At 61.0% G+C, this 24,714-nt stretch carries 23 protein-coding genes; 13 read left to right on the top strand and 10 right to left on the bottom strand.

Annotated features, from left to right (window positions below; genetic code table 11):
* Nucleotides 1-13: 13 nt before the first annotated feature.
* Both FZ934_RS09690 and FZ934_RS09695 read left to right on the top strand, forming a co-directional pair.
* Nucleotides 14-1,210 carry a CaiB/BaiF CoA transferase family protein gene (locus FZ934_RS09690; protein ID WP_153270900.1) on the top strand — a complete coding sequence of 399 codons (1,197 nt, stop codon included), beginning with the start codon at nucleotides 14-16 and terminating at the stop codon, nucleotides 1,208-1,210.
* Nucleotides 1,207-2,865: a thiamine pyrophosphate-binding protein gene (locus FZ934_RS09695; RefSeq protein ID WP_153270901.1), complete on the top strand. Its 1,659-nt coding sequence runs from the start codon at nucleotides 1,207-1,209 to the stop codon at nucleotides 2,863-2,865. The genes FZ934_RS09690 and FZ934_RS09695 overlap by 4 nt, the downstream gene beginning before the upstream one ends.
* A gap of 88 nt (nucleotides 2,866-2,953) precedes the next feature.
* Here the strand turns inward: FZ934_RS09695 and FZ934_RS09700 are convergent, their stop codons facing one another.
* From FZ934_RS09700 to FZ934_RS09710, 3 genes are all read right to left on the bottom strand, one after another.
* Nucleotides 2,954-3,298, bottom strand: a complete 345-nt coding sequence (locus tag FZ934_RS09700; protein WP_113365215.1) for a RidA family protein — start codon at nucleotides 3,296-3,298, stop codon at nucleotides 2,954-2,956.
* Between the two features lie 73 nt (nucleotides 3,299-3,371).
* Nucleotides 3,372-3,710, bottom strand: coding sequence for a TIGR01244 family sulfur transferase (locus tag FZ934_RS09705; RefSeq protein ID WP_153270902.1), 339 nt, complete (start codon nucleotides 3,708-3,710; stop codon nucleotides 3,372-3,374).
* Nucleotides 3,711-3,779: 69 nt separating this feature from the next.
* A complete protein-coding gene (locus FZ934_RS09710; RefSeq protein WP_153270903.1) occupies nucleotides 3,780-4,613 on the bottom strand; it encodes a DUF4432 family protein in 834 nt (277 codons plus the stop codon).
* 238 nt (nucleotides 4,614-4,851) lie between these two features.
* Here FZ934_RS09710 and FZ934_RS09715 point away from each other — a divergent pair, with 238 nt between their 5' ends.
* Both FZ934_RS09715 and FZ934_RS09720 read left to right on the top strand, forming a co-directional pair.
* Nucleotides 4,852-6,195 (top strand): L,D-transpeptidase family protein, encoded by a 1,344-nt coding sequence (locus FZ934_RS09715; protein ID WP_153270904.1) that lies wholly within the window; start codon nucleotides 4,852-4,854, stop codon nucleotides 6,193-6,195.
* Nucleotides 6,196-6,323: 128 nt separating this feature from the next.
* Nucleotides 6,324-7,133, top strand: coding sequence for a Ku protein (locus FZ934_RS09720; RefSeq protein WP_153270905.1), 810 nt, complete (start codon nucleotides 6,324-6,326; stop codon nucleotides 7,131-7,133).
* A 9-nt stretch (nucleotides 7,134-7,142) separates the two neighbouring features.
* Here the strand turns inward: FZ934_RS09720 and ligD are convergent, their stop codons facing one another.
* Genes ligD through FZ934_RS09735 form a run of 3 tightly spaced genes read right to left on the bottom strand, consistent with a single transcriptional unit; the run spans nucleotide 7,143 to nucleotide 10,778 of the window.
* Nucleotides 7,143-9,650, bottom strand: coding sequence for a DNA ligase D (gene ligD, locus FZ934_RS09725; protein ID WP_153270906.1), 2,508 nt, complete (start codon nucleotides 9,648-9,650; stop codon nucleotides 7,143-7,145).
* A 2-nt stretch (nucleotides 9,651-9,652) separates the two neighbouring features.
* A complete protein-coding gene (locus FZ934_RS09730; RefSeq protein ID WP_153270907.1) occupies nucleotides 9,653-10,495 on the bottom strand; it encodes a Ku protein in 843 nt (280 codons plus the stop codon).
* Between the two features lie 13 nt (nucleotides 10,496-10,508).
* Entirely contained in the window at nucleotides 10,509-10,778 is a 270-nt protein-coding gene (locus FZ934_RS09735; protein ID WP_153270908.1) for a hypothetical protein, read from the bottom strand.
* 237 nt (nucleotides 10,779-11,015) lie between these two features.
* On the opposite strand from FZ934_RS09735, the gene FZ934_RS09740 reads away from it, so the two are divergent.
* The 3 genes from FZ934_RS09740 (at nucleotide 11,016) to FZ934_RS09750 (ending at nucleotide 14,245) form a co-directional block, all read left to right on the top strand.
* Nucleotides 11,016-11,975: a helix-turn-helix domain-containing protein gene (locus tag FZ934_RS09740; RefSeq protein WP_153270909.1), complete on the top strand. Its 960-nt coding sequence runs from the start codon at nucleotides 11,016-11,018 to the stop codon at nucleotides 11,973-11,975.
* A gap of 148 nt (nucleotides 11,976-12,123) precedes the next feature.
* Nucleotides 12,124-13,632 (top strand): aldehyde dehydrogenase, encoded by a 1,509-nt coding sequence (gene adh / locus FZ934_RS09745; RefSeq protein WP_153270910.1) that lies wholly within the window; start codon nucleotides 12,124-12,126, stop codon nucleotides 13,630-13,632.
* Between the two features lie 223 nt (nucleotides 13,633-13,855).
* Nucleotides 13,856-14,245, top strand: a complete 390-nt coding sequence (locus FZ934_RS09750) for a DUF779 domain-containing protein (RefSeq protein WP_153270911.1) — start codon at nucleotides 13,856-13,858, stop codon at nucleotides 14,243-14,245.
* Between the two features lie 5 nt (nucleotides 14,246-14,250).
* Here the strand turns inward: FZ934_RS09750 and FZ934_RS09755 are convergent, their stop codons facing one another.
* Together FZ934_RS09755 and FZ934_RS09760 are read right to left on the bottom strand one after the other, a co-directional pair.
* On the bottom strand, nucleotides 14,251-14,607 hold the full coding sequence (locus FZ934_RS09755; RefSeq protein ID WP_153270912.1) for a hypothetical protein: 357 nt from the start codon (nucleotides 14,605-14,607) through the stop codon (nucleotides 14,251-14,253).
* 324 nt (nucleotides 14,608-14,931) lie between these two features.
* Nucleotides 14,932-15,954 carry a substrate-binding domain-containing protein gene (locus FZ934_RS09760; protein ID WP_153270913.1) on the bottom strand — a complete coding sequence of 341 codons (1,023 nt, stop codon included), beginning with the start codon at nucleotides 15,952-15,954 and terminating at the stop codon, nucleotides 14,932-14,934.
* Nucleotides 15,955-16,263: 309 nt separating this feature from the next.
* Here FZ934_RS09760 and FZ934_RS09765 point away from each other — a divergent pair, with 309 nt between their 5' ends.
* From FZ934_RS09765 to FZ934_RS09790, 6 genes are all read left to right on the top strand, one after another.
* Nucleotides 16,264-17,529 (top strand): ABC transporter substrate-binding protein, encoded by a 1,266-nt coding sequence (locus FZ934_RS09765; RefSeq protein WP_153270914.1) that lies wholly within the window; start codon nucleotides 16,264-16,266, stop codon nucleotides 17,527-17,529.
* Between the two features lie 85 nt (nucleotides 17,530-17,614).
* The gene (locus tag FZ934_RS09770) at nucleotides 17,615-18,601 is read left to right on the top strand and encodes a carbohydrate ABC transporter permease (protein WP_153270915.1); all 987 of its coding nucleotides are present in this window, start codon (nucleotides 17,615-17,617) and stop codon (nucleotides 18,599-18,601) included.
* Nucleotides 18,601-19,431 carry a carbohydrate ABC transporter permease gene (locus tag FZ934_RS09775; RefSeq protein WP_153270916.1) on the top strand — a complete coding sequence of 277 codons (831 nt, stop codon included), beginning with the start codon at nucleotides 18,601-18,603 and terminating at the stop codon, nucleotides 19,429-19,431. The genes FZ934_RS09770 and FZ934_RS09775 overlap by 1 nt, the downstream gene beginning before the upstream one ends.
* Before the next feature lie 12 nt (nucleotides 19,432-19,443).
* On the top strand, nucleotides 19,444-20,472 hold the full coding sequence (locus FZ934_RS09780) for an ABC transporter ATP-binding protein (protein WP_153270917.1): 1,029 nt from the start codon (nucleotides 19,444-19,446) through the stop codon (nucleotides 20,470-20,472).
* 73 nt (nucleotides 20,473-20,545) lie between these two features.
* Entirely contained in the window at nucleotides 20,546-21,331 is a 786-nt protein-coding gene (locus tag FZ934_RS09785) for a ThuA domain-containing protein (protein WP_153270918.1), read from the top strand.
* Nucleotides 21,332-21,342: 11 nt separating this feature from the next.
* Nucleotides 21,343-22,449, top strand: a complete 1,107-nt coding sequence (locus tag FZ934_RS09790) for a Gfo/Idh/MocA family protein (protein WP_153270919.1) — start codon at nucleotides 21,343-21,345, stop codon at nucleotides 22,447-22,449.
* A gap of 299 nt (nucleotides 22,450-22,748) precedes the next feature.
* On the opposite strand, the gene FZ934_RS09795 is transcribed toward FZ934_RS09790, so the two are convergent.
* The gene (locus FZ934_RS09795) at nucleotides 22,749-23,909 is read right to left on the bottom strand and encodes an aminotransferase (RefSeq protein WP_153270920.1); all 1,161 of its coding nucleotides are present in this window, start codon (nucleotides 23,907-23,909) and stop codon (nucleotides 22,749-22,751) included.
* A gap of 92 nt (nucleotides 23,910-24,001) precedes the next feature.
* A complete protein-coding gene (locus FZ934_RS09800; protein ID WP_153272411.1) occupies nucleotides 24,002-24,649 on the bottom strand; it encodes a Crp/Fnr family transcriptional regulator in 648 nt (215 codons plus the stop codon).
* Between the last annotated feature and the right edge of the window lie 65 nt (nucleotides 24,650-24,714).

Consider the following 24,714-nt stretch of genomic DNA (forward strand, 5'->3'; position numbering starts at 1 on the left):
TCTTGGGAGGAACATGACGGAGACCCTGCTTGAGGCGCCGCCGCTGAGCGGCATCCGTGTGATCGAACTTGCCCGCGTGCTTGCCGGCCCATGGGCCGGGCAGATGCTCGCCGATCTGGGCGCCGACGTCATCAAGATCGAGAATCCGGACGGTGGGGACGATACACGCCATTGGGGCCCGCCCTTTGTCGAGGGGGCAGACGGCGAAAACCTGTCGGCCGCCTACTACCATTCCACCAATCGCGGAAAGCGCTCCGTCATCGCCGACTTCAGAACCCCTGAAGGCCAGGAGCTCGTCCGTCGCCTCGTCGCGACCGCCGATGTCGTTATCGAGAACTTCAAGCTCGGCGGGCTGACCAAGTACGGCCTCGACTACGAGAGCCTCCGGGCGACCAATCCGAAGCTCGTCTACTGCTCGATCACCGGATTCGGTCAGACAGGCCCCTACGCCAATCTCGCCGGCTACGACTATATCGTACAGGGCATGTCCGGCTTCATGTCCATCACCGGCGAAGCCGACGGCCAGCCGATGAAAGCAGGCGTTGCGATCGCCGATATCTTTACCGGCATCTACGCGGTTTCAGCCATCGAGGCGGCCCTCATCCACGCCCTCAAGAGCGGCCACGGCCAGCATATCGACATGGCATTGCTCGATGTGCAGGCCGCTGTGCTCGCCAACCAGAACATGAACTACCTCATTTCAGGCCAGGCACCGACCCGGCTCGGTAACGCCCATCCGAACATTTCGCCCTACGAAGTGGTTCCCACCGCCGATGGCTATCTCATCCTTGCCGTCGGCAACGATGGCCAGTTCAAGCGCCTGTGCGCGATCCTCGGACTGTCGGACATGGCTGATGATGCGCGGTTCTCGACCAACAGGGCGCGCGTTGCAAATCGCAACGAGGTGCGTAGCCGTGTTTCGGCGGAGACGCTGAAGCTGCCGAAGGCTGACCTGCTTGCAGCATGCGAGGCCAATGCGGTGCCAGCAGGCGCCATCAACAGCATCGAGGAAATGTTTGCCGATCCGCAGGTCAAGGCACGCGGCTTGCGCGTCGACCTCGCCGACTGCGCGGGAACAATGATACCCGGTGTGAGGACGCCGGTCGTGCTGTCGCGAACGCCGCTGCGCTATGAACGGCCAAGCCCGCGTCTCGGCGAACACCAGGAGGAGGTTCTGGCGGAACTCGCCAAACTGGAGGGAGAAAAATGAAGCGAACGGGCGGAGAACTGATCGTCGAGGCATTGAAGGCAAACGGGGTGAAACGCCTCTCCTGCGTTCCCGGCGAGAGTTTTCTCGCCGTCCTCGACGCGCTCCATGACAGCGAGATCGAGGTGATGGTTTGCCGCCAGGAGGGCGGCGCCGCTATGATTGCCGATGCCTGGGGGCGGCTCACCGGCGAGCCCGGCATCTGCATGGTCACCCGTGGTCCAGGCGCCACCAACGCTACCGCCGGCCTGCATATTGCCCGGCAGGATTCGATCCCAATGATCCTCTTCATCGGTCAGGTCCAGCGCGATGCCCGCGAACGCGAGGCCTTCCAGGAGGTCGAGTTCCGTCGCGCGCTGACCGAATACGCCAAATGGGTCGGCGAGATTGAGGATGCCAGCCGCATTCCGGAATTCGTCACCCGCGCCTTCACGCTTGCCACCTCGGGTCGCCCCGGCCCCGTCGTCCTGTCACTGCCCGAGGACATGCTGCGCGATGAGGTCGAAGCACCCCGCGCCAGGCGCTACGCGCGCGTCGAGGCGCATCCGGGCCGAAGCCAGGTCGACGACTTCTATATCAGGCTGTTAAAGGCCGAGCGTCCGATGATGATCCTCGGCGGTACACGCTGGGATGCCGACGCCTTCGCTGACATCGCCACGTTCGCCCAGCGCTTCAATCTGCCCGTCGGCTGCTCCTTCCGCCGCCAGATGCTCTTCGACCATCTGCATCCCTGCTATGCCGGCGATATCGGCGTCGGCATCAATCCCGAGCTGGCGCGCGAGATCAAGGAAAGCGACCTCCTGATCCTGCTCGGCGGCCGCATGTCGGAAATGCCGTCCTCCGGCTACACGCTGATCGACATTCCCTACCCGCAGCAGCAACTCGTCCACATCCATCCCGACCCGTCCGAACTCGGCCGCGTCTACCGGCCCGACCTGGCGATCACGGCGAGCCCGGAGGATTTCGTGGCAGCACTTGCCGATCTCGAGGCGCCGGGAGAGGCCCGCTGGGCCGAGCGCACCCAGCGCATGCACCAGTCCTATCTCGCATGGTCGACACCGCCAACGTCGGGACCGGGCGACGTTCACATGGGGCCGATCATGGCGTGGCTCGAGGAAAATACCCGTGGCGACACCATCTTCACCAACGGCGCCGGAAACTACGCGGTCTGGCAGCACCGCTACCATCGCTTTCGCCAGTTCAACACGCAGGTAGCGCCGACATCGGGCTCGATGGGCTACAGCCTGCCGGCGGCGGTCGCCGCCAAGGCGCTCTTTCCCGAGCGCGAGGTGATCTGCTTCGCTGGCGATGGCTGCTTCCTGATGCATGGCCAGGAATTCGCGACCGCCATGCGCTACAAGCTTCCGTTCATCACGCTTGTTGTCAACAACGGCATGTACGGCACGATCCGCATGCATCAGGAGCGCGAATACCCCGGCCGCGTCAGCGGCACGGGTCTGACCAACCCGGATTTTGCGGCACTCGCCCGCGCCTATGGCGGCCATGGCGAGACGGTTGAACGAACCGAGGAATTCGCTGCCGCGTTCGAGCGTGCACGGGCCAGCGGCAAGCCATCGATCATCGATATCAAGCTCGATCCGGAAGCGATCACGCCGACCCGCACCCTGTCGGAAATCGCGCAAACAAGAAGCCGGTGAGACCGTGAGCTGTGCCCGGCGCTGGAAATATCCAGCGTCCGGGCAGTTCACATACCCACCGGCTTCGAAACTCGACCTTCGACCGATATCAGTCGAGGGCAGCCGTAACCGTGAACTCGACCTTGTACTTCGGCGCAGCAAGCTTGGCTTCGCTGGTTGCACGTGCCGGCGTGTTGGCCGGATCGACCCAAGCTTCCCAGGCAGCGTTCATTTCAGCGAAGTAGGACATGTCGGAGAGGTAGATCAGCGTCTGCAGGATCTTCGACTTGTTCGAACCAGCAGCTGCGAGCAGGCGGTCAACTTCAGCCAGGGCGAACTTGCACTGTTCGGTAACGGTTTCGCCTTCGCCAACCTGACCTGCGAGATAGACCGTGTTGCCGTGAACGACTGCACCGCTCATGCGGGCGCCGGCGTCGATGCGCTTGATGCTCATGATGTTCTCCTTGTTTTGTAAATGAAAGGCGCCGCTCGATAAGCGACGCCGCAGTATCTTCTTGCGAGCCTGATCAGGTGCGAATGTGATGCGTCTTCTGATAGATCGCGGTCGAGCGGGCGCCCGAGCGGCAATAGCCGAGCATCGGACGCGGGAACTCGTCGAGCGCGTCCACCATGCCGGCCACGGCTTCCTCGGTCACACCCATCGGGCCAACCGGCACGTGGGCGATGTCGAGCCCGAGTTCCTTTGCGCGCGCTTCAATCACGGCGAACGGCGTCTGGTCCATGCTTTCCTGGTCCGGACGGTGGCAGACGATGGACTTGAAGCCCAAAGCCTTGATCTGGTCGAGATCGTCGACCGTGATCTGGCCCGATACCGAATATTCGTCATCGATTTGGCGAATGTCCATCGCTAATCCTCCTGAAATTACGGGCTGAATGACTACGCCGCCGACAGTCCAGCGTCAACCGCAGATCACTCACACGAAGGCGAAGCTCAGGCCGTATTCCCGGCTTTCGCCTGGCGCCAGCATCACGAATTCTCCGGCGGCTTCAAGCTCGCCGCGAGGCACCCACCGATGCGATACCGGCTCGATGCCGAGGACATCCGCCGGTGCCTTCTGGTTTCGCCAGACTTGCAGATGCGGAAGCGTCTCCGCCAGCACCCTGACGCGCAGCGTCTTGCCGCCGACGGCCGCCATCGGACCAAGCCGAACTTCCGCGAACTGTCCCTGCGTCGCCGGCGCCTCCACGCAGAAGATGTCGCCGAGTTCTTCGCCGAATCGCCAATTGAAGCCACCGTTCTCGAGCATTGCTCCCTCGAGGCGCGTTTCATCGTCGAACCATTTTCCGCCGATGTTCATGTGGTACATCAGAAAGGCCGGCGTGGTGCGGTCGCTCGTGTTGGTGACTTTGTCCCTGAGATGCGTTTCACCGGTGCTTCCGTCGATGAACCAGTGGCGGTCGATGCGAGCGGTCAGCCCTTCAACCGTTTTCACTTCGATCTCGGCCCGGCACTCGGCATTTCCATTTTCAAACGTCGTCGAGAGTATCCTTGCCGCATGCCCCGCAGCCGATCCGTGCAGCGGAAACACCCCGCCTTCGATGCCGGGAATAGGCTCGCGGTGGCGGATATGGTCGGGGCCGCAGGTAAACAGAAAGCCCTGAACAGAATGCGATATGCGTGCATCCCCATCGTCAGGCACCGCTGCCTTGGGCGCGATATCGACGCCTTCCACGATACAGCCGCCGATGTCCATCAGCGATGTTTCATCGAGCATCAGGCGTGGCCCTTTGGCCGCAGCAAATTCCATGGCGACGTTTCTCCCCTTCACGTTGCGGTAGGGTTAGGGCGCGCGCCGCTTTCCGTCAATCAGAAGCGCTCTTGAAGAAGCAACAAGTCCCAGGGAACTGTCTAGCGGTTTCAAATGTTTATGAGTAAAGGGAAAATCACGAGTTTTTTATCTTTTGTTCAGCACGATTTCATAAATTCCACACTAGCGTCAAAATTCGCGGGTGTGTGTCGGCCAAGTCACTGAAGGATACGAAGACGTGAATCGCTTTCTGAAATTGGCATCGCTTGGAGCATTTGTTGCGCTCGCCGTCTCGGCTGCAGCGCCCAGTGCCGATGCGCAGCAATACCGTCGCCAGGGCAGCGTCGTGTTCGTGACTCCGAATGGCGAGATCCTCGACTACGTGCCTTCAGGCACCGGCTACGCGCGCGACCGCCGCGGAAACCGCGTGCTCGTCGATCCCTATGGCAACATCATCGCCACCGAAGCGCGCGCCACGGGCTACTATCCGCGCCCGCCCGCCCGCGAGGTCTACAACAACGATCCATACGGCGACGACGCCTATGGCGATACCCGATATTCCGAACGCGGCGCCGTCACCGGCTCGATACCGCGCGACGCCGCGATCGATCGGCAGCCGCTCGACGAGCAACCTTACCCGCAAGCCAATGACGACTACGCATCGATCGATCAGGATCAGCAGCGGCCGGAGGTCACGCAACCGAGGCAGCCTGAGCCGGTTATCTCGCTCAAGAACAAGTCGAAGACCGAGATCGTCGCCTTGCAGGTGTTCCTCGACCGCGCCGGCGTCTCGCCAGGCGCGATCGACGGCCACATGGGCGCCAATGTCACCAAGGCGATCTACGCCTATCAACAGATGACCGGCGAGACGCTCGATCCGAACAATACCGACGCGATTCTCGAACAACTCAGGATGTCGGGCGGCATGCCGCTCGTCAGCTACACGATCACCCCTGCCGACGCCGCCGGTCCTTATGTCGCGGAAATCCCCGAGGATTACGCGCACAAGGCGATGTTGACCTCGCTCGCCTTCACCTCGACCACCGAGGCTCTGGCCGAGCGCTTCCACATGGACGAAGGCTTCCTCAAGGAAATCAATCCCGGCGTCGACTTCACCGTCCCGGGCACCATCATCAAGGTCGTCAATCCCGGCGAGATGAAGTCCGGAACCGTCGCCCGCATCATTGCCGACAAGGGCAAGAAGCAGGTCTTCGCCTATGATGCGTCCGGCACGCTGATCGCCGCCTACCCCGCCTCGATCGGCTCGAACGATACGCCGTCGCCGTCTGGCACCGTGACAGTCGAGCGTGTCGCCTTCAACCCGGGCTACACCTACAATCCGAAGATCAACTTCCAGCAGGGCGCAAACGACAAAATCCTGAACATTCCGCCGGGCCCGAACGGCCCTGTTGGTACGGTCTGGATGGCGCTCTCCAAGCCGACTTACGGCATCCACGGCACGCCGGAACCGTCGAAAATCGGCCGGACGCAAAGCCATGGCTGCATTCGCCTGACCAATTGGGACGCCACAGAACTGGCAAAGATGGTGAAACCCGGCGTCACGGTCGAATTCGTCGACTGATAGGTCTGGCGGCCGGACGACCGGCCGCTTTCCAGGCACCTTCCGCTATAAATCGACGCGTCCGGAACCAAACCGCCCCTTCCCTCGTTAGAGCGAAATTGAGGCGGATTGGGTCGGGAGAGTGAGTAATGGCGCGTCAGACATACTGGAAGGGCTATCTCAAGCTCTCGCTGGTCACCGCAGCTGTGTCTCTGACCCCCGCCACGACGGACAGCAACCAGCTACGCTTCCACGTCCTCAACCGAAAAACAAAAAATCGCGTCGAAAGCCGCTACGTCGACAACGTGACGCATAAACCGGTCTCCGATAAGGACCAGGTCAAGGGATATCCGCGCAGCGAGGACGACTACGTCATCCTTGAAGACGAAGAATTGGACGGTGTCGCACTCGAAAGCACGCGCACCATCGATATCGATACCTTCGTGCCGCGCGGCTCTATCGATTGGATCTGGTACGACAAGCCGCATTTTCTCGCGCCCGAAGACAAGGTCGGCGTCGAAGCCTTCTGCGTCATCCGCGAGGCCATGCGCGCCAGCAACGTCGTCGGTATCGCGCGCCTGGTTCTTTACCGGCGCGAGCGTGCCGTTCTGCTCGAACCGCAAGGCAAGGGCATCGTGCTCTGGACGCTGCATTTCGGTGACGAGGTGCGTGCCCCCGCGGCCGCGCTGGAGATCGATAGCAAGATGGACGCCACCGTGCTGTCGCTCATGACCAAGCTCGTGAAGGACCGGACCGAAGAGTGGAAGACGACGATGGTGCAGGACCCGGTCCAGAAGCGCCTGAAGGCCATGATCCGCGCGAAGCAGAAAAGCATGGCAAAGGCAGCGCCGATCTCGACCAAGCGTCCAGCCACCAAACCGACAGGCAATGTGGTGAACATCATGGACGCCTTGAAGAAGAGCCTTACCAAGGAAAACCAGCGTCCGAAGCCACACTGAAGGCGCGATCTACTTCAGCTTCTGCAACGGCAATGCTGCATCGAAAAACCCGGCCCATGGATCGGTCCGCAGGGTCTGCAACCGGATAGGCGAATTGGCAATCGTGAAATAAGCCGGCCCGATATCATCGGTCAGTTCTTCCCAACCGAGCGGCATCGAAACGGGGGCGCCTTTTCTGGCGCGCGGCGAATAGGCAGCCACCGCGGTATTGCCGCGTCCGTTGCGTAGATAGTCGACGAAGATCTTTCCGTTTCGTTTGGCTTTGGTGGCGGTTGCGAGGTATTTGTCGGGACTGTCCTTGGACATGGAATCGGCCAATGCCTTCGCGAATGCCTTGACCTGCACCCAATTGGCCTTCGGCGCCAGCGGCGTGACCACATGCAGCCCCTTCCCACCCGAGGTCTTGACGAAGGCCGCAAGTCCACTCGCTTCCAGGCGCTGCTTCAGCTCCTGCGCTGCCGCAATCACCTCACCCCAGGAAACATCGTCAGCTGGATCGAGGTCCATCGTGATGATATCGGGCTTCTCCCAATTGGCGGTCGTCGAACCCCAGGGGTGGATCTCCAGAACGGCCGACTGCACGAGAGCGACAAGCCCGTCGAAATCGGCAATCCGGAGCAGCTTTTCTCCACCGCGATCCTTCGGATCGACGATCTGCTCGATGTGCGCGTTCATGCCTTTCCAGGCGTGTTTCTGGAAGAATTTCTGACCGCCAATCCCATCGGGACACCGCAGCAATGCCAGCGGGCGCTGAACGACGAACGGCCGGATGAACTGCCAAACCTGCGCATAATAGTCGGCAAGTCCCTGCTTGGTGACACCTTCGTCGGGCCAGTAGATTCTGTCCGGATGCGTGAGCGACACGTCTGATTGAGGCGTTTCGATCGTTGGCTTTGTGTCTGCTTCCAATGTGACCTCTCCCGCCGGCTTGTCGTCGCGCAGTCCGCGAAAAGCCGCGTGACGCAGTTTATGGTCCGACGACCATGCCTGAAACTCGATCTCTGCCACCAGCTTGGGCTTGACGTAGACAAGACCACGCCGCTCATCCGCACTCAACGCGTTATCGAAAGGGCTCTTCTTCTGTTCGATCTTCGATAGGTCCTCATAGAGAGATTGAGCAAGCGTGACGCTGTAGCCCGTCCCGACGCGGCCGGCATGCATCAACTTACCGCCCTCGTAATAGCCCATGGCCAGAGAACCGATCGCCTGTTTGGTTGCGGTCGACGGCACGTAGCCGCCGATCACCAGTTCCTGCCGCTTCGAGCACTTGGACTTCACCCAATCGCCGGAGCGACCCGAGGTATAGGCGCTATCCTCCCGCTTGGAGATGATGCCTTCCAGGGCGAGGTTGCGGGCATGCTCGAGCACGACGCTGCCTTTCTCCGAGAAATGCATGCTGAACCGCAAGAGCTCGTCATCCTCGGCAATCAGCGTCTCAAGCACACGTTTGCGATCGAGCAGCTTGGCTTCGCGGATGTCGTGGCCATCGAGATACAGGAGATCGAAAGCATAGAACTTGAAGCGGTCGGAGCGGCCTTCGCTGAGATCGCTTTGCAAGGCGGAAAAGTCCGATGCCCCGTTCGCCTGTTCGACGACAAGCTCACCGTCGAGTATCGCCGTCTTGAGCGGCAGCTTCGCAAAGGCCTTCAGGATTGGCTCGCCAAACTTTTCGGTCCAGTCCAGCCCGTTGCGGGTCAGCATCACGACGTGGCCGTTCTCTATCCTGATCTGCAGCCGGTAGCCGTCGAACTTGATTTCGTGGATCCACCCCTCGCCGCCGGGCGGCGAAGCCTTGAGCTTCGCCAGCTCCGGTTCGACGAAATCCGGCATTTCGGCCTTATGCGCTCCATCCGGCCATCCGCGCTTGAACGATGAGACGCGCTTGGCGGCAGGTTTATCAGTCGTCTCCGCCTTGCCATTCGGTCGCGAATTCCATGTCGCGTCAGGATTCTTGGCAACCTGCTCGATCTTGCGACCGGTCTTGGCCGACTCCGGCCGCTGCTTCAGGATGTCTCCCTTGTGTCGGGCCTCTTCGTCCTCGGCCTTTATCAGCAGCCAGTTCTCCCGGCTTTCGCCCGGCTTGCCATGCATTCGCACGAGGTGCCAGCGCCCCTTCAGCTTCTCGCCGTCGAGATCGAATTCGATGTGGCCTTTCTTGTAAGCCTTGTGAATGTCGCCATGCGGCGCCCATGTGCCGCGATCCCAGACAATGACAGTCCCGCCCCCATACTGACCCTTCGGGATGATCCCTTCGAAATCCCCGTATTCGAGCGGATGATCCTCGACATGGACGGCCAATCGCTTCTCGTCGGGATTGAGGCTGGGGCCGCGCGTAACCGCCCAGCTTTTCAGGACGCCATCCATTTCCAGCCGGAAATCATAGTGGAGCCGCGTCGCATCGTGCTTCTGCACGACAAAACTCAAGACATTGTCCGTGGCTGCCGCCGGCTTGCGCGCCCCGCGCGGCTCCGGACTGACCTTGAAGTTGCGCTTCGCCTGATAGGTCTCAAGCGGCATGATCAGCTGGCTTTCTTCGATCGGCTACCGCCACCGCCGCGCGAAGGCACCTTTCCGGGAGCCTTGCCCTCGCCAAGCTTGGCGCTCTGGCGAAGCGCTTCCATGAGATCGATCACCTTGCCTTGGGGCCGAGTTTTTTGTTTCGGCGGAGCCCGTCCTTCGATCTTCGCCTTGACCAGCTCACCCAACGCTGCCTCGTAGCGATCCTCGTAACTCTCGGGTTTGAACTCACCCTTCTTCGTTCCGATGATGTGTCCGGCGAGCTCCAGCATCTCCTTGTCGAACTTCATTTCGGGAATGTCCTTGAAGACCGTGTCGGCGCTGCGGACTTCGTAGTCGTAGCTCAGCGTGGTGGCGACGATGCAATCGTCCTGGGGACGGATCAGTACGGTGCGGTTTTTGCGGAAGAGGACTGCTTCGGCGATCGCGGCAACCTTCTGATCCCGCATTGCGCGCATGATCAGACTCAGCGCCTCGCTATCGTCGTCGCTGACAGGCGCGAGATAGTAGGCCTTGTCAAAATACAGCTTGTTAATCTCTTGATAGGGAACGAAACTCTGGACGTTCAGCAGTTTATTGCTCTCCGGCGCGAGGTCGGAGATCTCGCTGCCCTCGATCATGACATAATCGCCGTTCTCAAGTTGGTAGCCTTTGACCTGGTCGTCCTTCTCGACGGGCTGGCCCGTTTCGGCGTCGACGAACTGGCGCTCGACGCGGTGACCGGTCTTTCGATTGATGATGTTGAACGATATCCGCTCCGACACCGATACGGCGGTGTAAAGACCGACCGCACAGGTGAGGTCACCGACCTTCAGATGGCCTTTCCAACTTGCACGCGCTGCCATGACGAAACCCCTCTCATTTTTCGCCTTGCTGCCTGCCCTTGCGCCGTTCGTCGAGCGCGATGATCTTTTCGACGGAAGCGATGTCGTCGCTGGTGACGACGGGAACGGGATCCGCCGCTATCGCCTCGAGAACTTCTGGAGAAAGAGCGCCCTGCCGGATAACCCATTCCAGCGTCTCGCGCGTCTGCCGCTCGGCTTTCAGCTGGGCATAGAGCGCGATGATCAATCGATCGCGTGCATCCGGTTGACTGCCTCTCTGATCGAACCTTCGCACATTCTTCATCGGAAAATACCCTAGTGGTGCCGAAGCATATAAATCGCTGAGGAGCAAAAAAGTTCCATGGGCTCTCCGCGGCGGCGCAGTTGCACTCCGTCGCATGAGGGGCGCATCCCAGTTGTCGCAATTTTGCGACACTCGCATCGATCGCGACCGGCGGCCATCAACCGCAGCCCGGCAGCACCCGTTGCTAAAATGCCCGCCGTCCCGCACACTGTGGCCAGTTCGGTGGGAGGAGCCACGATGCAGGAGCAGTCCGCTCATGCAGAGCATGTCTATACGAGCACGCAACGCGATTCCGCAGCTGCCAGTTCGTCCGTCGTGGCATCATGGCGGCGATGCATCGCCATGCACAGGCTGGCGCCGGAAGAAAACCGCTCTCCTCTTCGCCTGACTGATCAGGAATTCGGCATTGCCCGGGAAGAAGCCGAGCTTCTGATCGCGAACGCGTCCGACGAACTCGACCGACTTTTTACCACTGCAGGCCGGGCTGGATGCTGCCTCCTGCTCACCGATCGCAACGGCATCGCGCTGGAACGGCGCGGAGCTGCCGGCGACGACAAGGAATTCCACGATCTCGGTCTATGGACCGGCTCGGTCTGGACCGAAGCAAGCGTCGGGACCAACGGCATCGGCACCGCGATCGCCGACGAGCGTGCGGTGTCGATCTTCCGCGACCAGCACTTCTTCTGTTCGAACATCAAGCTGAGCTGCACGACCGCGCCGATCCGCGATCATCGCGGCCAACTGGCCGCTGCTCTCGACGTTTCCACCTGCCGCGACGACGTCAACGAAATGACCCTCGCCCTGCTCTCGCAGATGGTCCGCGATGCCGCCATGCGCATCGAGATCAATCTCTTCCGGAGCGCATTTGCCGGCTCGCGTTTCGTGATGGTGTCGTCGGGCGTCAACTCTTCATCGGCGCTGCTGGCCGTGGATCGCCACGATCTGGTCCTCGGCGCCACCCGCGCAGCCCGCCTTGCCCTGAAGCTGGACGACCGACGCATTGCGGCCGGCCTGCCCGCCACCGACGCCCTTAACGAAACGCGGCTCTCCGACGAAGAAGAGCTTGCTGAATCCGAACGTGCGGCGCTGATGCGTGTGCTGTCCCGGGCCAACGGCAACGTCTCGCAAGCCGCGATCGCCCTTGGCATCAGCCGCGCAACACTTCACCGGAAGATGAAGAAACTCGACCTTCACTGATTGCCTCCCAGTCCGGCAGCGTGTCGCAGCCCTGCGACACTGTGCACTGCGGTATGGCCGAGCCGGCCTGTTTCTTCCTCATAAAGACGAGCAGATTTCCTCTCACGGGTTCGTTCCTGGACCTGGGCTCATCTCAAGGGAGGATGACATGCTGCATCAGAAAATCGTCGAATCTCCGTTCAAGCTGAAGTACGGCAACTTCATCGGCGGCGAATGGCGCGAACCGATCGAAGGCAAATACTTCGACAACATCACCCCAGTCACCGGCGGCAAGCTTTGCGAGATTCCACGCTCCAGCGAGAAGGACATCAACGCCGCGCTCGACGCCGCCCACGCTGCGAAGGAAAAATGGGGCCGCACGTCGGTAGCCGAACGCTCCAATATCCTGATGAAGATTGCCCAGCGCATGGAGGACAAGCTGGAGCTTCTTGCACAGGCGGAAACCTGGGACAACGGCAAGCCGATCCGCGAAACGATGGCCGCCGATATTCCGCTGGCAATCGACCATTTCCGCTATTTCGCCTCCTGCATTCGTTCGCAGGAAGGCTCGATCGGCGAGATCGATCACGACACCGTCGCCTATCACTTCCATGAACCGCTCGGCGTCGTCGGCCAGATCATCCCCTGGAACTTCCCGATCCTGATGGCGGCCTGGAAACTTGCGCCGGCGCTGGCGGCTGGCAACTGCGTGGTCATCAAGCCCGCCGAACAGACGCCCGCATCGCTGCTCGTCTGGGCCGAACTGATCGGTGATCTCCTGCCTCCAGGTGTTCTCAACATCGTCAACGGTTTCGGCCTGGAAGCCGGCAAGCCGCTTGCATCGAGCCCCCGGATCGCCAAGATCGCCTTCACCGGTGAAACGACCACCGGCCGGTTGATCATGCAATATGCCAGCCAGAACCTGATCCCGGTCACGCTGGAACTGGGCGGCAAGTCCCCGAACATCTTCTTCGCCGACGTCATGGCTGAGGACGACGACTTCCTTGACAAGGCGCTCGAAGGCTTCGCCATGTTCGCCTTGAACCAGGGCGAAGTCTGCACATGCCCCAGCCGCGCCCTCGTTCAGGAATCGATCTACGATCGCTTCATGGAAAAGGCGGTCAAGCGCGTCGAGGCGATCAAGCAGGGCAACCCACTCGACAGCGCAACGATGATCGGCGCCCAGGCCTCAAACGAGCAGCTGGAGAAGATCCTCGCCTATCTCGACATCGGTAAGCAGGAAGGGGCTGAAGTTCTCGCTGGCGGTTCGCGCAACGAACTCGGCGGCGAGCTCGCCGGCGGCTACTACGTCAAGCCGACGATCTTCAAGGGTCACAACAAGATGCGCGTCTTCCAGGAGGAAATCTTCGGACCGGTCGTATCGGTGACGACCTTCAAGGACGAGAAGGAAGCGCTCGAGATTGCCAACGACACGCTCTACGGTCTCGGCGCCGGCGTCTGGACCCGCGACGGCAACCGCGCCTACCGCTTCGGCCGCGAAATCCAGGCCGGGCGCGTCTGGACCAATTGCTACCATGCCTATCCGGCCCATGCCGCCTTCGGTGGTTACAAGCAATCGGGTATCGGTCGTGAGACGCACAAGATGATGCTCGACCACTATCAGCAGACGAAGAACATGCTCGTCAGCTATAGCGAAAAGAAGCTCGGCTTCTTCTGAGCATCGTCGACGACAGGAGGCTCCCGCCAAGGCCGGGAGCTTTCAAGCTTGGAAAGAAAGTCCCCCTCTGGCCTGCCGGCCATCTCCCCCACAAGGGGGGAGAAAACATGTGGCACCGGTGTCGCACATTTGAGCATCGGCGGCACGGCTGGGTTAAGCCCTCCCCTTGTGGGGAGGGTTGGGAGGGGCCTCATCTTGTTAAAGTAGCTTTGGGAGGCATGTCATGGACACCTTGGTCAACGGCGAACCGCGCGTTCTCGCAACCGACGCCGCCGTCGCGCTGATCGACGAGATCCGCCGCGATTATCCGGATATCCTCTTCCACCAGTCCGGCGGATGCTGCGACGGGTCTTCGCCCATGTGCTATCCCACTGACGATTTCATCGTGGGCGATCTGGATGTGAAACTCGGCGAGATTTCAGGCGTGCCCGTCTATATCAGCGCCAGCCAGTTCGAGGCCTGGAAACACACGCAGTTGATCATCGATGTCGTGCCCGGCCGTGGCGGCATGTTCTCGCTGGATAACGGCCGGGAAAAGCGCTTCCTGACGCGCTCTCGCCTGTTCGGCGGTGGCGAAGCCTGCCTGATACCTGGAACAGCAAGGCCGGCATAGTCGGCTCAATGTTTGCGCGTCTTCCCGCCTGATATGCTCGAGATCGTCACCGAGACGGGATCGCTTGCCGGGAAGGAATCTTCGAGGCCCTCGTCGAGTTGCTCTTCCATCGCTTCCGTGTCTCCGGCCTTACGCGCACTCGGCTGCGCCATGCCCTTCGAAAGATCGCCATCCGCTTGAAACGATGCCAACTCCTTCATGACGGCCTTGGCACGGTCGAGTGCATTGCGTGAATTCAGGGTCGCGTCGCTATCTTTGCGCAGCTGGACGGACACCACCTCGCCGCCCGCGCCCACAAACTCGACTGTGAAACCGCGCTTCCCACCTTGCTCCGGAATGACCTGTGTACCGACGAGCTGCATTTGAACTCTCCTTTTCAGCATCCATTTCGACAACGACTGCCTTTCGACAAAGTTCCGATAGCATTCGCTTGGGGGACGTGGGCGCTCGGCATGCGCGCAAAAAGAAGCCACCGTCGAGCGGTGGCTAAGTAGTGAGGTCAAAACCTCCAGAGGGAACAGCTGCCTCATCAATCGGGAGGAATGATCGACAAGCACGAGACAGCTGCCAGTAAATATGACGGTCTAAGCCCGAGGTCTCAATCAATCGCGCGCTCAAATATGTCAGGAATGGAAATCATCTTTCCGCCATCGCCTCTTCTGGCGCGAAATTCTCCCGATCGTCGCTTAGCGTGGCGATGGTGCAGCGGCGGTGGATTCGCGAAGGATCAGTTCCACCGGCCAGAGTTCGTGAATTTCCGTCAGCGAACGTCCCGCAAGCAGCTGGAGCACCAGATCGGCGCAGCGCGTGCCGGCCGCGCGCATCGATGACCGTGTCGCCGATAGCGAAGGAGCCATGTTGTCAGCCGTCAGATAGGGGAACACGTCGTCATGCGCGATAACCGAAACGTCGCGCCCGACCTGCAGCCCAAGGGAGCGTGCAGCCCTGTAAACCCCAAGCGCCGTCATCATCGATCCGGCGACGATCGCGGTCGGAGGATTGGGTTGCTCCAGAAAGGAACGCGCAAACCGAAAGCCAAGCTCGTCGGTGAAATTTCCGCTCGCCAGCAGTTGCGGATCCGGCTCGATGCCTCCGCTTTGCAGCGCGCCGCGAAAGCCGTTGTCCCGGTGGATCGCATAGGTCGCTCCGGGCCTGCCGTTGATCATCGCGATCCGCCGATGCCCGAGGTCGATGAGATGCGAGGTTGCCCTGCGGATGGCGCCTTCGTTGTCGATGTCGAGCCAGGCATGCGGCACATCGATATCCGACCGCCCGTGCACGAGAAACGGCATGCTGAGTTCGTGCAGAAGCGCAATGCGCGGATCGCTGGGCTTCGGCGAATGCACGATGATCGCGTCGACACGCCGGCTTTCGACGAGGCGGCGGTACAATTCCATCTCATCGTCCTGGTCAGGGTCGGACATCGGAATGACGAGAATGTCTGTCTCCTCGGCAACCAACCGTTCGGCCATGCCGGCCATGAACTCCGCGAAGTGAAATTCGCCAGCGCGCCCCATGACAACGCCGATAGCGCCTGCCCTTCCGGTCTTCAGCCGCACCGCATTGACATTCGGCCGATATCCGAGCCTCGCCGCCTCCTCCGTGACCCGCGCACGCGTGACCTCGCTGACCTCCGGATACCCGCTCAGCGCCCGGCTGACGGTGGTCGGTGACAAGCCCACATGTTTGGCGAAGTCTTTAAGTTTCATGTAGCTGGCAAGTCTCTTCTGATCGATTTTGGATCATCTGTTTCGACGTCACTTATGGCCCAACCGCGCCAAAGCGCAAAACAGCCAAACCGTTTTCAAATCTAAATATTGTCTGCATCTCACGCAAGGCCGTTTGCCCACAACCAAAATATCGATCATCATATTGATTTTAATATGACAATTTCAACGGATAGACATGTGATGCTTCTGCGTCGCTTACCCGCTTGACTTGATATCGACCTTCTGACAATTTTTTCCAGCCAAACCGATTTCAATTTTTCCGGTGTTTGGTTCTTTTGGGAGGAAGATATGAACTTTCGTTTCACAGCGGTCGCCGTCGCAGCCGCATTGATTGGCGTCGCGCAGCCCTCGTTTGCCGCCAACATCAGCATTTCCGCAAGCTCGACCGGCAAGAACCTCGACCTGTTCCGCAAGCAGCTCGACGAGTTCGAAAAGGAAACCGGCAACAAGGTCAGCATCGTGACCATGCCGTCATCGTCGACGGAGCAGTTCTCGCAGTACCGCCTGTGGCTCGCCGCCGGCAACAAGGACGTCGACGTCTATCAGACCGACGTCATCTGGGCACCGCAGCTTGCCGACCAGTTCGTCGACCTCAAGGATGCCGCAAAGGATGTCGTCGGCGATTTCTTCCCGTCGATCATCGCCTCGCAGACCGTCAATGGCCGCCTCGTCGCCATGCCGCTCTACACCGATGCGCCGGCGCTCTTCTACCGCAAGGACCTGCTCGAGAAGTACGGCAAGCAGCCGCCGAAGACCTGGGACGAAATGGCGGCAACCGCCAAGGAAATCCAGGACAAGGAACGCGCAGCCGGCCAGAAGGATCTCTGGGGCTATGTCTTCCAGGGCAACGCTTATGAAGGCCTGACCTGCAATGCGCTCGAATGGGTCAAGTCCTCTGGCGGCGGCCAGATCATCGAGCCGGATGGCACCATCTCCATCAACAACGAGAAGGCAGCAGCGGCGATCGACCGCGCCAAGGGTTGGGTCGGCACGATTTCGCCCGGTGGCGTGCTCGCCTACCAGGAAGAAGAGTCCCGTGGCGTCTGGCAGACCGGCAATGCCGTCTTCATGCGCAACTGGCCCTATGCCTATGCTCTCGGCAATGGCGGGGACAGCGCCGTCAAGGGCAAGTTCGACGTGACGACACTTCCGGTTGCCAAGGAAGGCGACACGCCGTCCTCGACGCTCGGCGGCTGGAACCTCGCCGTCTCCAAGTACTCCGAGAACCAGGATGCCGCGATTGCCCTCGTCAAGTTCCTGACCTCCAAGGAAAGCCAGAAGCAGCGCGCGATCGAACTCTCCAACCTGCCGACGCTGGCTGCCCTCTACGACGACAAGGACATCGCGGCCGCGGCACCCTTCATGCCGAGCTGGAAGCCGATCTTCCAGAACGCCGTTCCGCGTCCGTCGGCATCCGCCAAGGTCAAGTACAACGAGGTCTCCTCGAAGTTCTGGACCGCCGTTCACAACTCGCTTTCCGGCAACGGCACCTCCGCAGAAAACCTCGAGCTTCTCGAGGCCGACCTGACATCGCTGAAGGGCGATAACTGGTAACCGACGGCATCGGCAGCGGCGGACCTCCGCCGCTGCCCTTCCCCGAAGCCGCCATCGTCAAATCGCCTCAAGAAGCGGGTACCTCATGACTGAAGCCGCAGTTTCCTCAAGCGTCGGATCGCGAGCACGCGCCGTCAATACCTCGTCGGACTTGCGCTCCGAGCGCATCCGTTCCGCCTGGCTATTCCTGGCCCCCACCCTGTTCATCCTGGCCGTCGTTGCCGGATGGCCGCTTTTCAGAACGATCTATTTCAGCTTCACGAACGCATCGCTCACGAGCCTCGGTGACGCCCAGTTCGTCGGCTTCAAGAATTACCTCTCCTGGGTCACGCTGAAGAGTGGTCGCACTGTCTATAACGGCTTGCTCGCCGATCCCAACTGGTGGAAAGCGGTCCTGAACACGATGAAGTTCGCGCTTCTGTCGGTGACCATCGAAACCGTCCTCGGCCTCGTCGTCGCGCTGGTGCTGAACGCGAACTTTGCAGGCCGCGGCATCGTCCGCGCCGCCATTCTCATTCCCTGGGCAATCCCGACCATCGTTTCCGCCAAGATGTGGGCCTGGATGCTCAACGACCAGTTCGGCATCCTGAACGACATCCTCCTCGGCATGGGCCTGATCACCCAGAAGATTGCCTGGACCGCCAATCCCGACACGGCCATGATTGCCGTTCTGATCGTCGACGTCTGGAAGACGACACCCTTCATGGCGCTCCTCATCCTTGCCGGCCTGCAGATGGTCCCTGCCGATATCTACGAGGCGGCCAAGATCGATGGCATCAACCCGATCAAGGTCTTCTGGCGCCTGACCCTGCCGCTGGTCCGCCCGGCCATCATGGTCGCCGTGATCTTCCGCATGCTCGACGCCATGCGCATCTTCGACCTGATCTACGTGCTGACGCCGAACAATGCGCAGACCAAGACCATGTCGGTCATGGCCCGCGAAAACCTCTTCGACTTCGACAAGTTCGCCTACGGGGCAACCGCCTCGACGGTACTCTTCCTGATCATCGCGACGATCACCGTGCTCTACATGTGGCTCGGTCGCGTCAAGCTTGGTGGGAGTGAACGCTGATGCTGCTGACCGCTACCAAGAACACCCTCTTCTACCTGCTCGTCGCCGTCATCGTCGTCATCGCGGTATTCCCGTTCTACTACGCGATCCTGACGAGCTTCAAAGCCGGCACGGCCCTCTTCGAGGTGAATTACTGGCCGACCTCGATCTCGCTGACCAACTACACGACGGTCCTGACCACGGGCAGCTTCATCCGCAGCCTCGGCAACTCGCTGCTGGTCGCCATCCTCGTGGTCGCGGCCTCCCTGCTGCTCGCCGTCACAGCATCCTATGCGCTTGCCCGCGTCAATTTCCGCGGCCGCGCGCTGCTGATGCTGACTATCCTGTCGGTCTCGATGTTCCCGCAGATCGCCGTGCTCGCCGGCCTGTTCGAACTGATCCGCTGGATCGGCATCTTCAACACGCCCTTCGCGCTGATCTTCTCCTACATGATCTTTACCCTGCCCTTCACGGTCTGGGTTCTGACCACCTTCATGCGCGATCTGCCCATCGAAATCGAGGAAGCGGCGATCGTCGACGGCGCCTCGCCGTGGGTCATCATCACCCAGGTTTTCATGCCGCTGATGTGGCCGGCACTGGTCACGACAGGCCTGCTTGCCTTCATTACGGCCTGGAACGAATTCCTCTTCGCCCTAACATTCACCTCATCGGACGCTCAGCGAACGGTGCCGGTTGCCATCGCCCTGCTTTCGGGCGGCAGCCAGTTCGAAATCCCGTGGGGCAACATCATGGCAGCATCCGTCATCGTTACGGTCCCTGTCGTTGTCCTGGTCCTGATATTCCAGCGGCGCATCATTTCCGGCCTGACCGCCGGTGGCGTCAAAGGTTGAAGAAAGCACGATATGGCACAGATTCGACTCGACAATATCCGCAAGAGCTTCGGTGCGCTTGAAGTCATCAAGGGCGTCTCGCTCGACATCCGCAAGGGCGAGTTCATGGTCTTCGTCGGCCCGTCCGGCTGCGGCAAGTCCACGCTGCTGCGGCTGATTTCCGGGCTGGAAGACATCAGCTCGGGCACGCTTTCCTTCGATGGCGAGGCGGTCAACCGCTACGCGCCGTCGAAGCGCGGTATCGCCATGGTGTTCCAGTCCTATGCGCTCTATCCGCATATGACCGTGTTCGAGAACATGGCCTTCGGCATGAAGCTGTCGGGGCGCACCAAGGAAGAATGCAGGGCCCGCGTCGAGCAAGCCGCCGGCATGCTGCAGCTGTCGCCCTATCTCGAGCGGCTGCCCCGCCAGCTGTCGGGCGGTCAGCGCCAGCGTGTCGCGATCGGTCGCGCAATCGTCCGCGATCCCAAGGTGTTCCTGTTTGACGAACCCCTCTCGAACCTCGACGCGGCGCTGCGCGTTGCGACGCGGCTGGAGATCGCCAAGCTTCATCGCAGCCTGCACGGCACGACGATGATCTACGTCACCCACGACCAGGTCGAGGCGATGACGCTCGCCGACCGCATCTGCGTCCTGCGGGATGGCGTCGTGGAGCAGGTCGGCACGCCGCTCGAACTCTACGAGACGCCGAATTCCGTTTTCGTCGCCGGCTTCATCGGCTCGCCGAAAATGAACTTCCTGACCGGTGAGTTTTCGGCACCCTACAATGCACACACCATCGGCGTGCGCGCCGAGCATATGGAGATCGTTCAGCAGGACGCCGCCTGGAGCGGTACCGTCATTCATTCCGAAATTCTCGGCTCGGACAGCTTCGTCTACCTCGATATCGGCACCTCGGAACCGCTTGTCGTTCGCGAGACCGGCGTATCGAGCCATCAACCCGGCCAGAAACTGGGCGTCGCCCCGGTTCAAGGCTCAGTTCACCGTTTCGACCAATCCGGACGCGCGCTCGAAAGGGTTCCCCTCAAGGGCGCGGCCTGACACCACCCAAAACCACAGGATCTGGCCGCTTCCCATCGGCTCCGGTCCGACATTCGCATGAAGGAGCAATCACTTGGCTATTCGCACCATTGTCTGGGGTGAAAACATCCACGAAACCACCAATGCCATCGTTCGGGGCATCTATCCCGAAGGCATGCACACCACCATTGCCAACGCCCTGAACACCGATCCGGCGATCCAGGCGACGACGGCCACGCTGCAGGAGCCCGAGCACGGCCTGACGGAAGCCCGCCTTGCCGAAACCGATGTCCTCACCTGGTGGGGCCACAAGGATCACGGCGCGGTCTCCGACGTCGTCGTCGAGCGCGTCGCCAAGCGCGTTTGGGAAGGCATGGGCCTGCTGGTCCTGCACTCCGGCCACTTCTCGAAGATCTTCAAGCGCCTGATGGGCACGCCCTGCGCGCTGAAGTGGCGCGAGGCCGGCGAGCGCGAACGTCTGTGGACGATCAACCCGCGCCACCCGATCGCAGCCGGCATCGATGAAAACTTCGTTCTCGAAAACGAGGAAATGTACGGCGAGCAGTTCTCCGTGCCGGAACCGCTGGAAACCGTGTTCATCTCCTGGTTCCAGGGCGGCGAAGTCTTCCGTTCGGGCCTCACCTGGCGCCGTGGCGCCGGTAACATTTTCTACTTCCGCCCTGGCCACGAAACCTATCCGACCTATCATGATGCCAACGTCCAGAAGGTCCTCATCAACGGCGTGAAATGGGCCTATAACCCGCAGGGCGATCTGAAGAGCATCACCGATGCCCCGAATGTGCCGGTCGAAAAGGCTCTCGAGCCGATCGTCGAACGCGGGCCGCGTCTGCATCAGGCCGGCGAAGCCGGTTACCGCTGAGGAGCACACATATGCGACTACTCGTTCTTGGCACAGGCTCGATGGCCAGAAACCAGGTTGCCAATTTCCTCGCCATCGATGGCGTGGAGGTTGTCGGCGCCGTCGATACCGATCCGGCGCGCCTTGCCGAATTTGCCGATCACTTCCATATCCAGAATCGCTTCCTCTCCCTCGAAGAAGCGATCGCATGGGGTGAATTCGACGCGGCGACCAACGTCACGCCGGATCGCATCCACCACGCGACCAGTCTTGCGCTGATCGCAGCTGGCAAGCATGTGTTCTGCGAAAAGCCGCTGGCAGAGCACTATGCCGATGCACTCGAGATGACGGAGGCAGCGGAAGCCGCCGGCGTCATCAACATGGTCAACCTCACCTATCGCAACGTCGCCCCCCTGCAGCGCGCCCGCGAAATGGTGCTGGCTGGTGAGCTCGGCACCATCAGACACGTCGAGGCCTCCTACCTGCAAAGCTGGCTGGTCTCGCGCGCCTGGGGTGACTGGCGCACGGAATCGCGCTGGCTGTGGCGCCTGTCGACCGGTCACGGCTCGAACGGTGTGCTCGGCGATGTCGGCATCCACATCCTCGACTTCGCCGCCTATGGCGCGGCGACCGATATCGACCACGTCTTTGCCCGCCTGAAGACCTTCAACAAGGCTCCCGGCGGCCAGATCGGCGAATACCTGCTGGACGCCAACGACAGCTTCACCATGTCGGTCGACTTCACCAACGGTGCGCTCGGCGTCATCCATGCGACCCGCTGGGCAACCGGCCATCTCAACGAGCTGAAGCTTCGCATCTATGGCGAAAAGGGCAGCCTCGAGGTCATCCATCGCCCTGATGGTTCCGAACTGCGCGGCTGCTTCGGCGAGGACATCGAGACCGCCACCTGGCGCGACATCGAGGTCCCGGCCGTTCTGACGAACTACCAGCGCTTTGCCGAAGCCGTCAGAACCGGAAAGCAGGACGACCCGACCTTCCGTCACGCCGCAAACCTGCAGAAGGTCCTCGACCTTGCGATCGTGTCGGAGAAGGAGCGGCGGGAGCTCAATCTGCTGGAGGCCTCCGAGCAGGCTAACCCGGCGGACAAGCGGATACCGCCGCTGACCGTCGTGGTCTGATACGAGTACCCAGTCAGAAAGAATAAAGGCCCGCTCGTGCGGGCCTTTAGACCGCCGATAAAGCCGTCAACTCGATTGATTTTCTGGAAGGGCGAAATACCCATCGCCGTCATACCGGCCTTGTGCCGGTATCCAGCGCGATCAAGTCCTTGATCGCGAAATACTCTTTAGCCGCGCAGACGCGCGGCTTGCTGGATTCCGGCTCAAGGCCGGAATGACGGAGAAGCAAGGATGTCAAACAACTTGAAGTTTGCCAGCAACCTGCAGGTCCGTTAGCGCGGGCCTTTATCATTTCGGAATTAGCGCAGACGATCCGCGAGAAGACCGATCGAAGCAGCGTCGGCATTGGCAAAGGCGAGCCGCAGGTAGTGCTCCTGCCCTTCTCCAAAGTAGCTTCCCGGCAGGCAGACGACACCAGCCTCCTTCGCCAGACGCTCCGCGACGGCGGCCGAGCCAAGCTCCGCGAACGGATGGCGGATGAACGCGAAATAGGCGCCAAGCGCACCGATCTCCCAGCCGGGCAACCCCGACATCACGGCCCGCAATGCATCTGCGCGGCGCGTGATCTCCAGGCGATTTGCCGCCTGCCAGTCGACAAGGATCGGCATCGCCGCGGCAACGGCGACCTGGGCTGCACGCGGCGCGCAGATCTGCATGTTGTCCATAACCTTGGCGATCTCGGCAACAACATCGGCGCCCGCCGTGATCGCCCCGAGGCGATGGCCGGGAATGCAGAAGGACTTCGAGAAGCTGTAGAGCAGGATCAGCGTGCCTTCCCAACCCGGAATCGTGAGCAGCGGATGCGGAGCACCGTAGCCATCGGGAAGGAAGTCGCGATAGGTCTCGTCAACGATCAGCCACGCCCCATGCTTGCAGCAGAGGGTGAAGAGCTCAAGCAGCAACTCAGGCGGATAGACCGCTCCGGTCGGATTGTTCGGCGTCACCACCGCCAGCACCTTGGCGCCGCCGTGCAGCGCCTTCTCGGCCGATTGAACCTCCGGCAGAAAGCCGTTCTCCGCGTCGCACTCAACCAGAACCCGCTTGATGCCGAGCATCGACAGCGTCGTCTCCTGATTGAAATAGAACGGATTGGTCAACGCCACGGTATCGCCGGACCCGGCAAGCGCGATTGCCGCCGACATGAAGGCCTGGTTGCAACCCGCGGTGATATGGATGTTGGCTGCGGAAACGGACGCCCCGTAGACCTTGGACATATGCCCGGCATAAGCCTCTCTCAGCACGCCCTCGCCCTCGATCGGACCATAGCCCGCCGTCTTCGGCGAAGATGCCGCTTCGCCAAGCAACCGCAACATTTCAGGATGGGACGGATAGCCGGGCACTGCCTGCGAAAGATCGACCAACGGACCCTTGCCACCCTTGTATTCGCGAGCCCAGGCAAGAACCGAAGGAATTGGTGGCGGAGACAGGCGGGAAACAAGCGGATTGGCGAAGGCAGACATGCAACTCTCTTATCGAACGAAAGTGAACCATCACTCCTGCACGGAATGGCCTTCCTCGGCAACATGCATTGAAGAATGCCGCACAGGCTTCATCAGGAGCCGCAGCAGGCCTTGAGCTTCGAGAGCTTCGGCACCTCGATATGCCGGTTGGCAACGATCGAGATCACCCCATCGGCCTTCAGCTTCGACATCTGGCGGGAAACCGTCTCGATCGTCAGCCCCAGGAAGTCAGCAATGTCAGCCCGCGATAGCGGCAGATCGAACTTGCGCTTTTCGCCGACGGCCTCGGGATCGAGATGCGTCGCGATCAGAAGCAGGAAGCTCGCGACCTTCTCTGCCGCCGTCTTGCGCCCAAGCGTCACCATCCAGTCGCGCGCTTCATCCAGCTCGCGCAGCGTCTGCGACATCAAACGTTCTGCAAGGGCCGGGTTGCTCTTGACCATGCGCTCCAGCGCGGCCTTCGGGATGCGACAGAGGTTGACGTCGGACGCAGCCTCTACCGACACCGCATTCTCATTCGCATTCAGCCTGCCGAGAAGATCGGGGGCGAACTGCAGGCCGACGATCTGCTGGCGCCCGTCCTCCAGCGTCTTCGTGAGCTTCACGACGCCGCGGATGACGGTCGCGTAGGACTCGGTCGGCATCCTTTCGCCGGCAAGCTCGTCGCCCGATTCGTGATTGACGAGGCGCGTGTGCGCAGACAGCGCCAGCAATTCGTCGGAACTGAGCGCACCGCACATGCCCTTGTGGCGAACCTCGCAGCTCACGCAACGTACTGGTATGTTTGAATTATGAATATCTTTAC

Source organism: Rhizobium grahamii (assembly GCF_009498215.1).
GTDB classification, from domain to species: domain Bacteria; phylum Pseudomonadota; class Alphaproteobacteria; order Rhizobiales; family Rhizobiaceae; genus Rhizobium; species Rhizobium grahamii_A.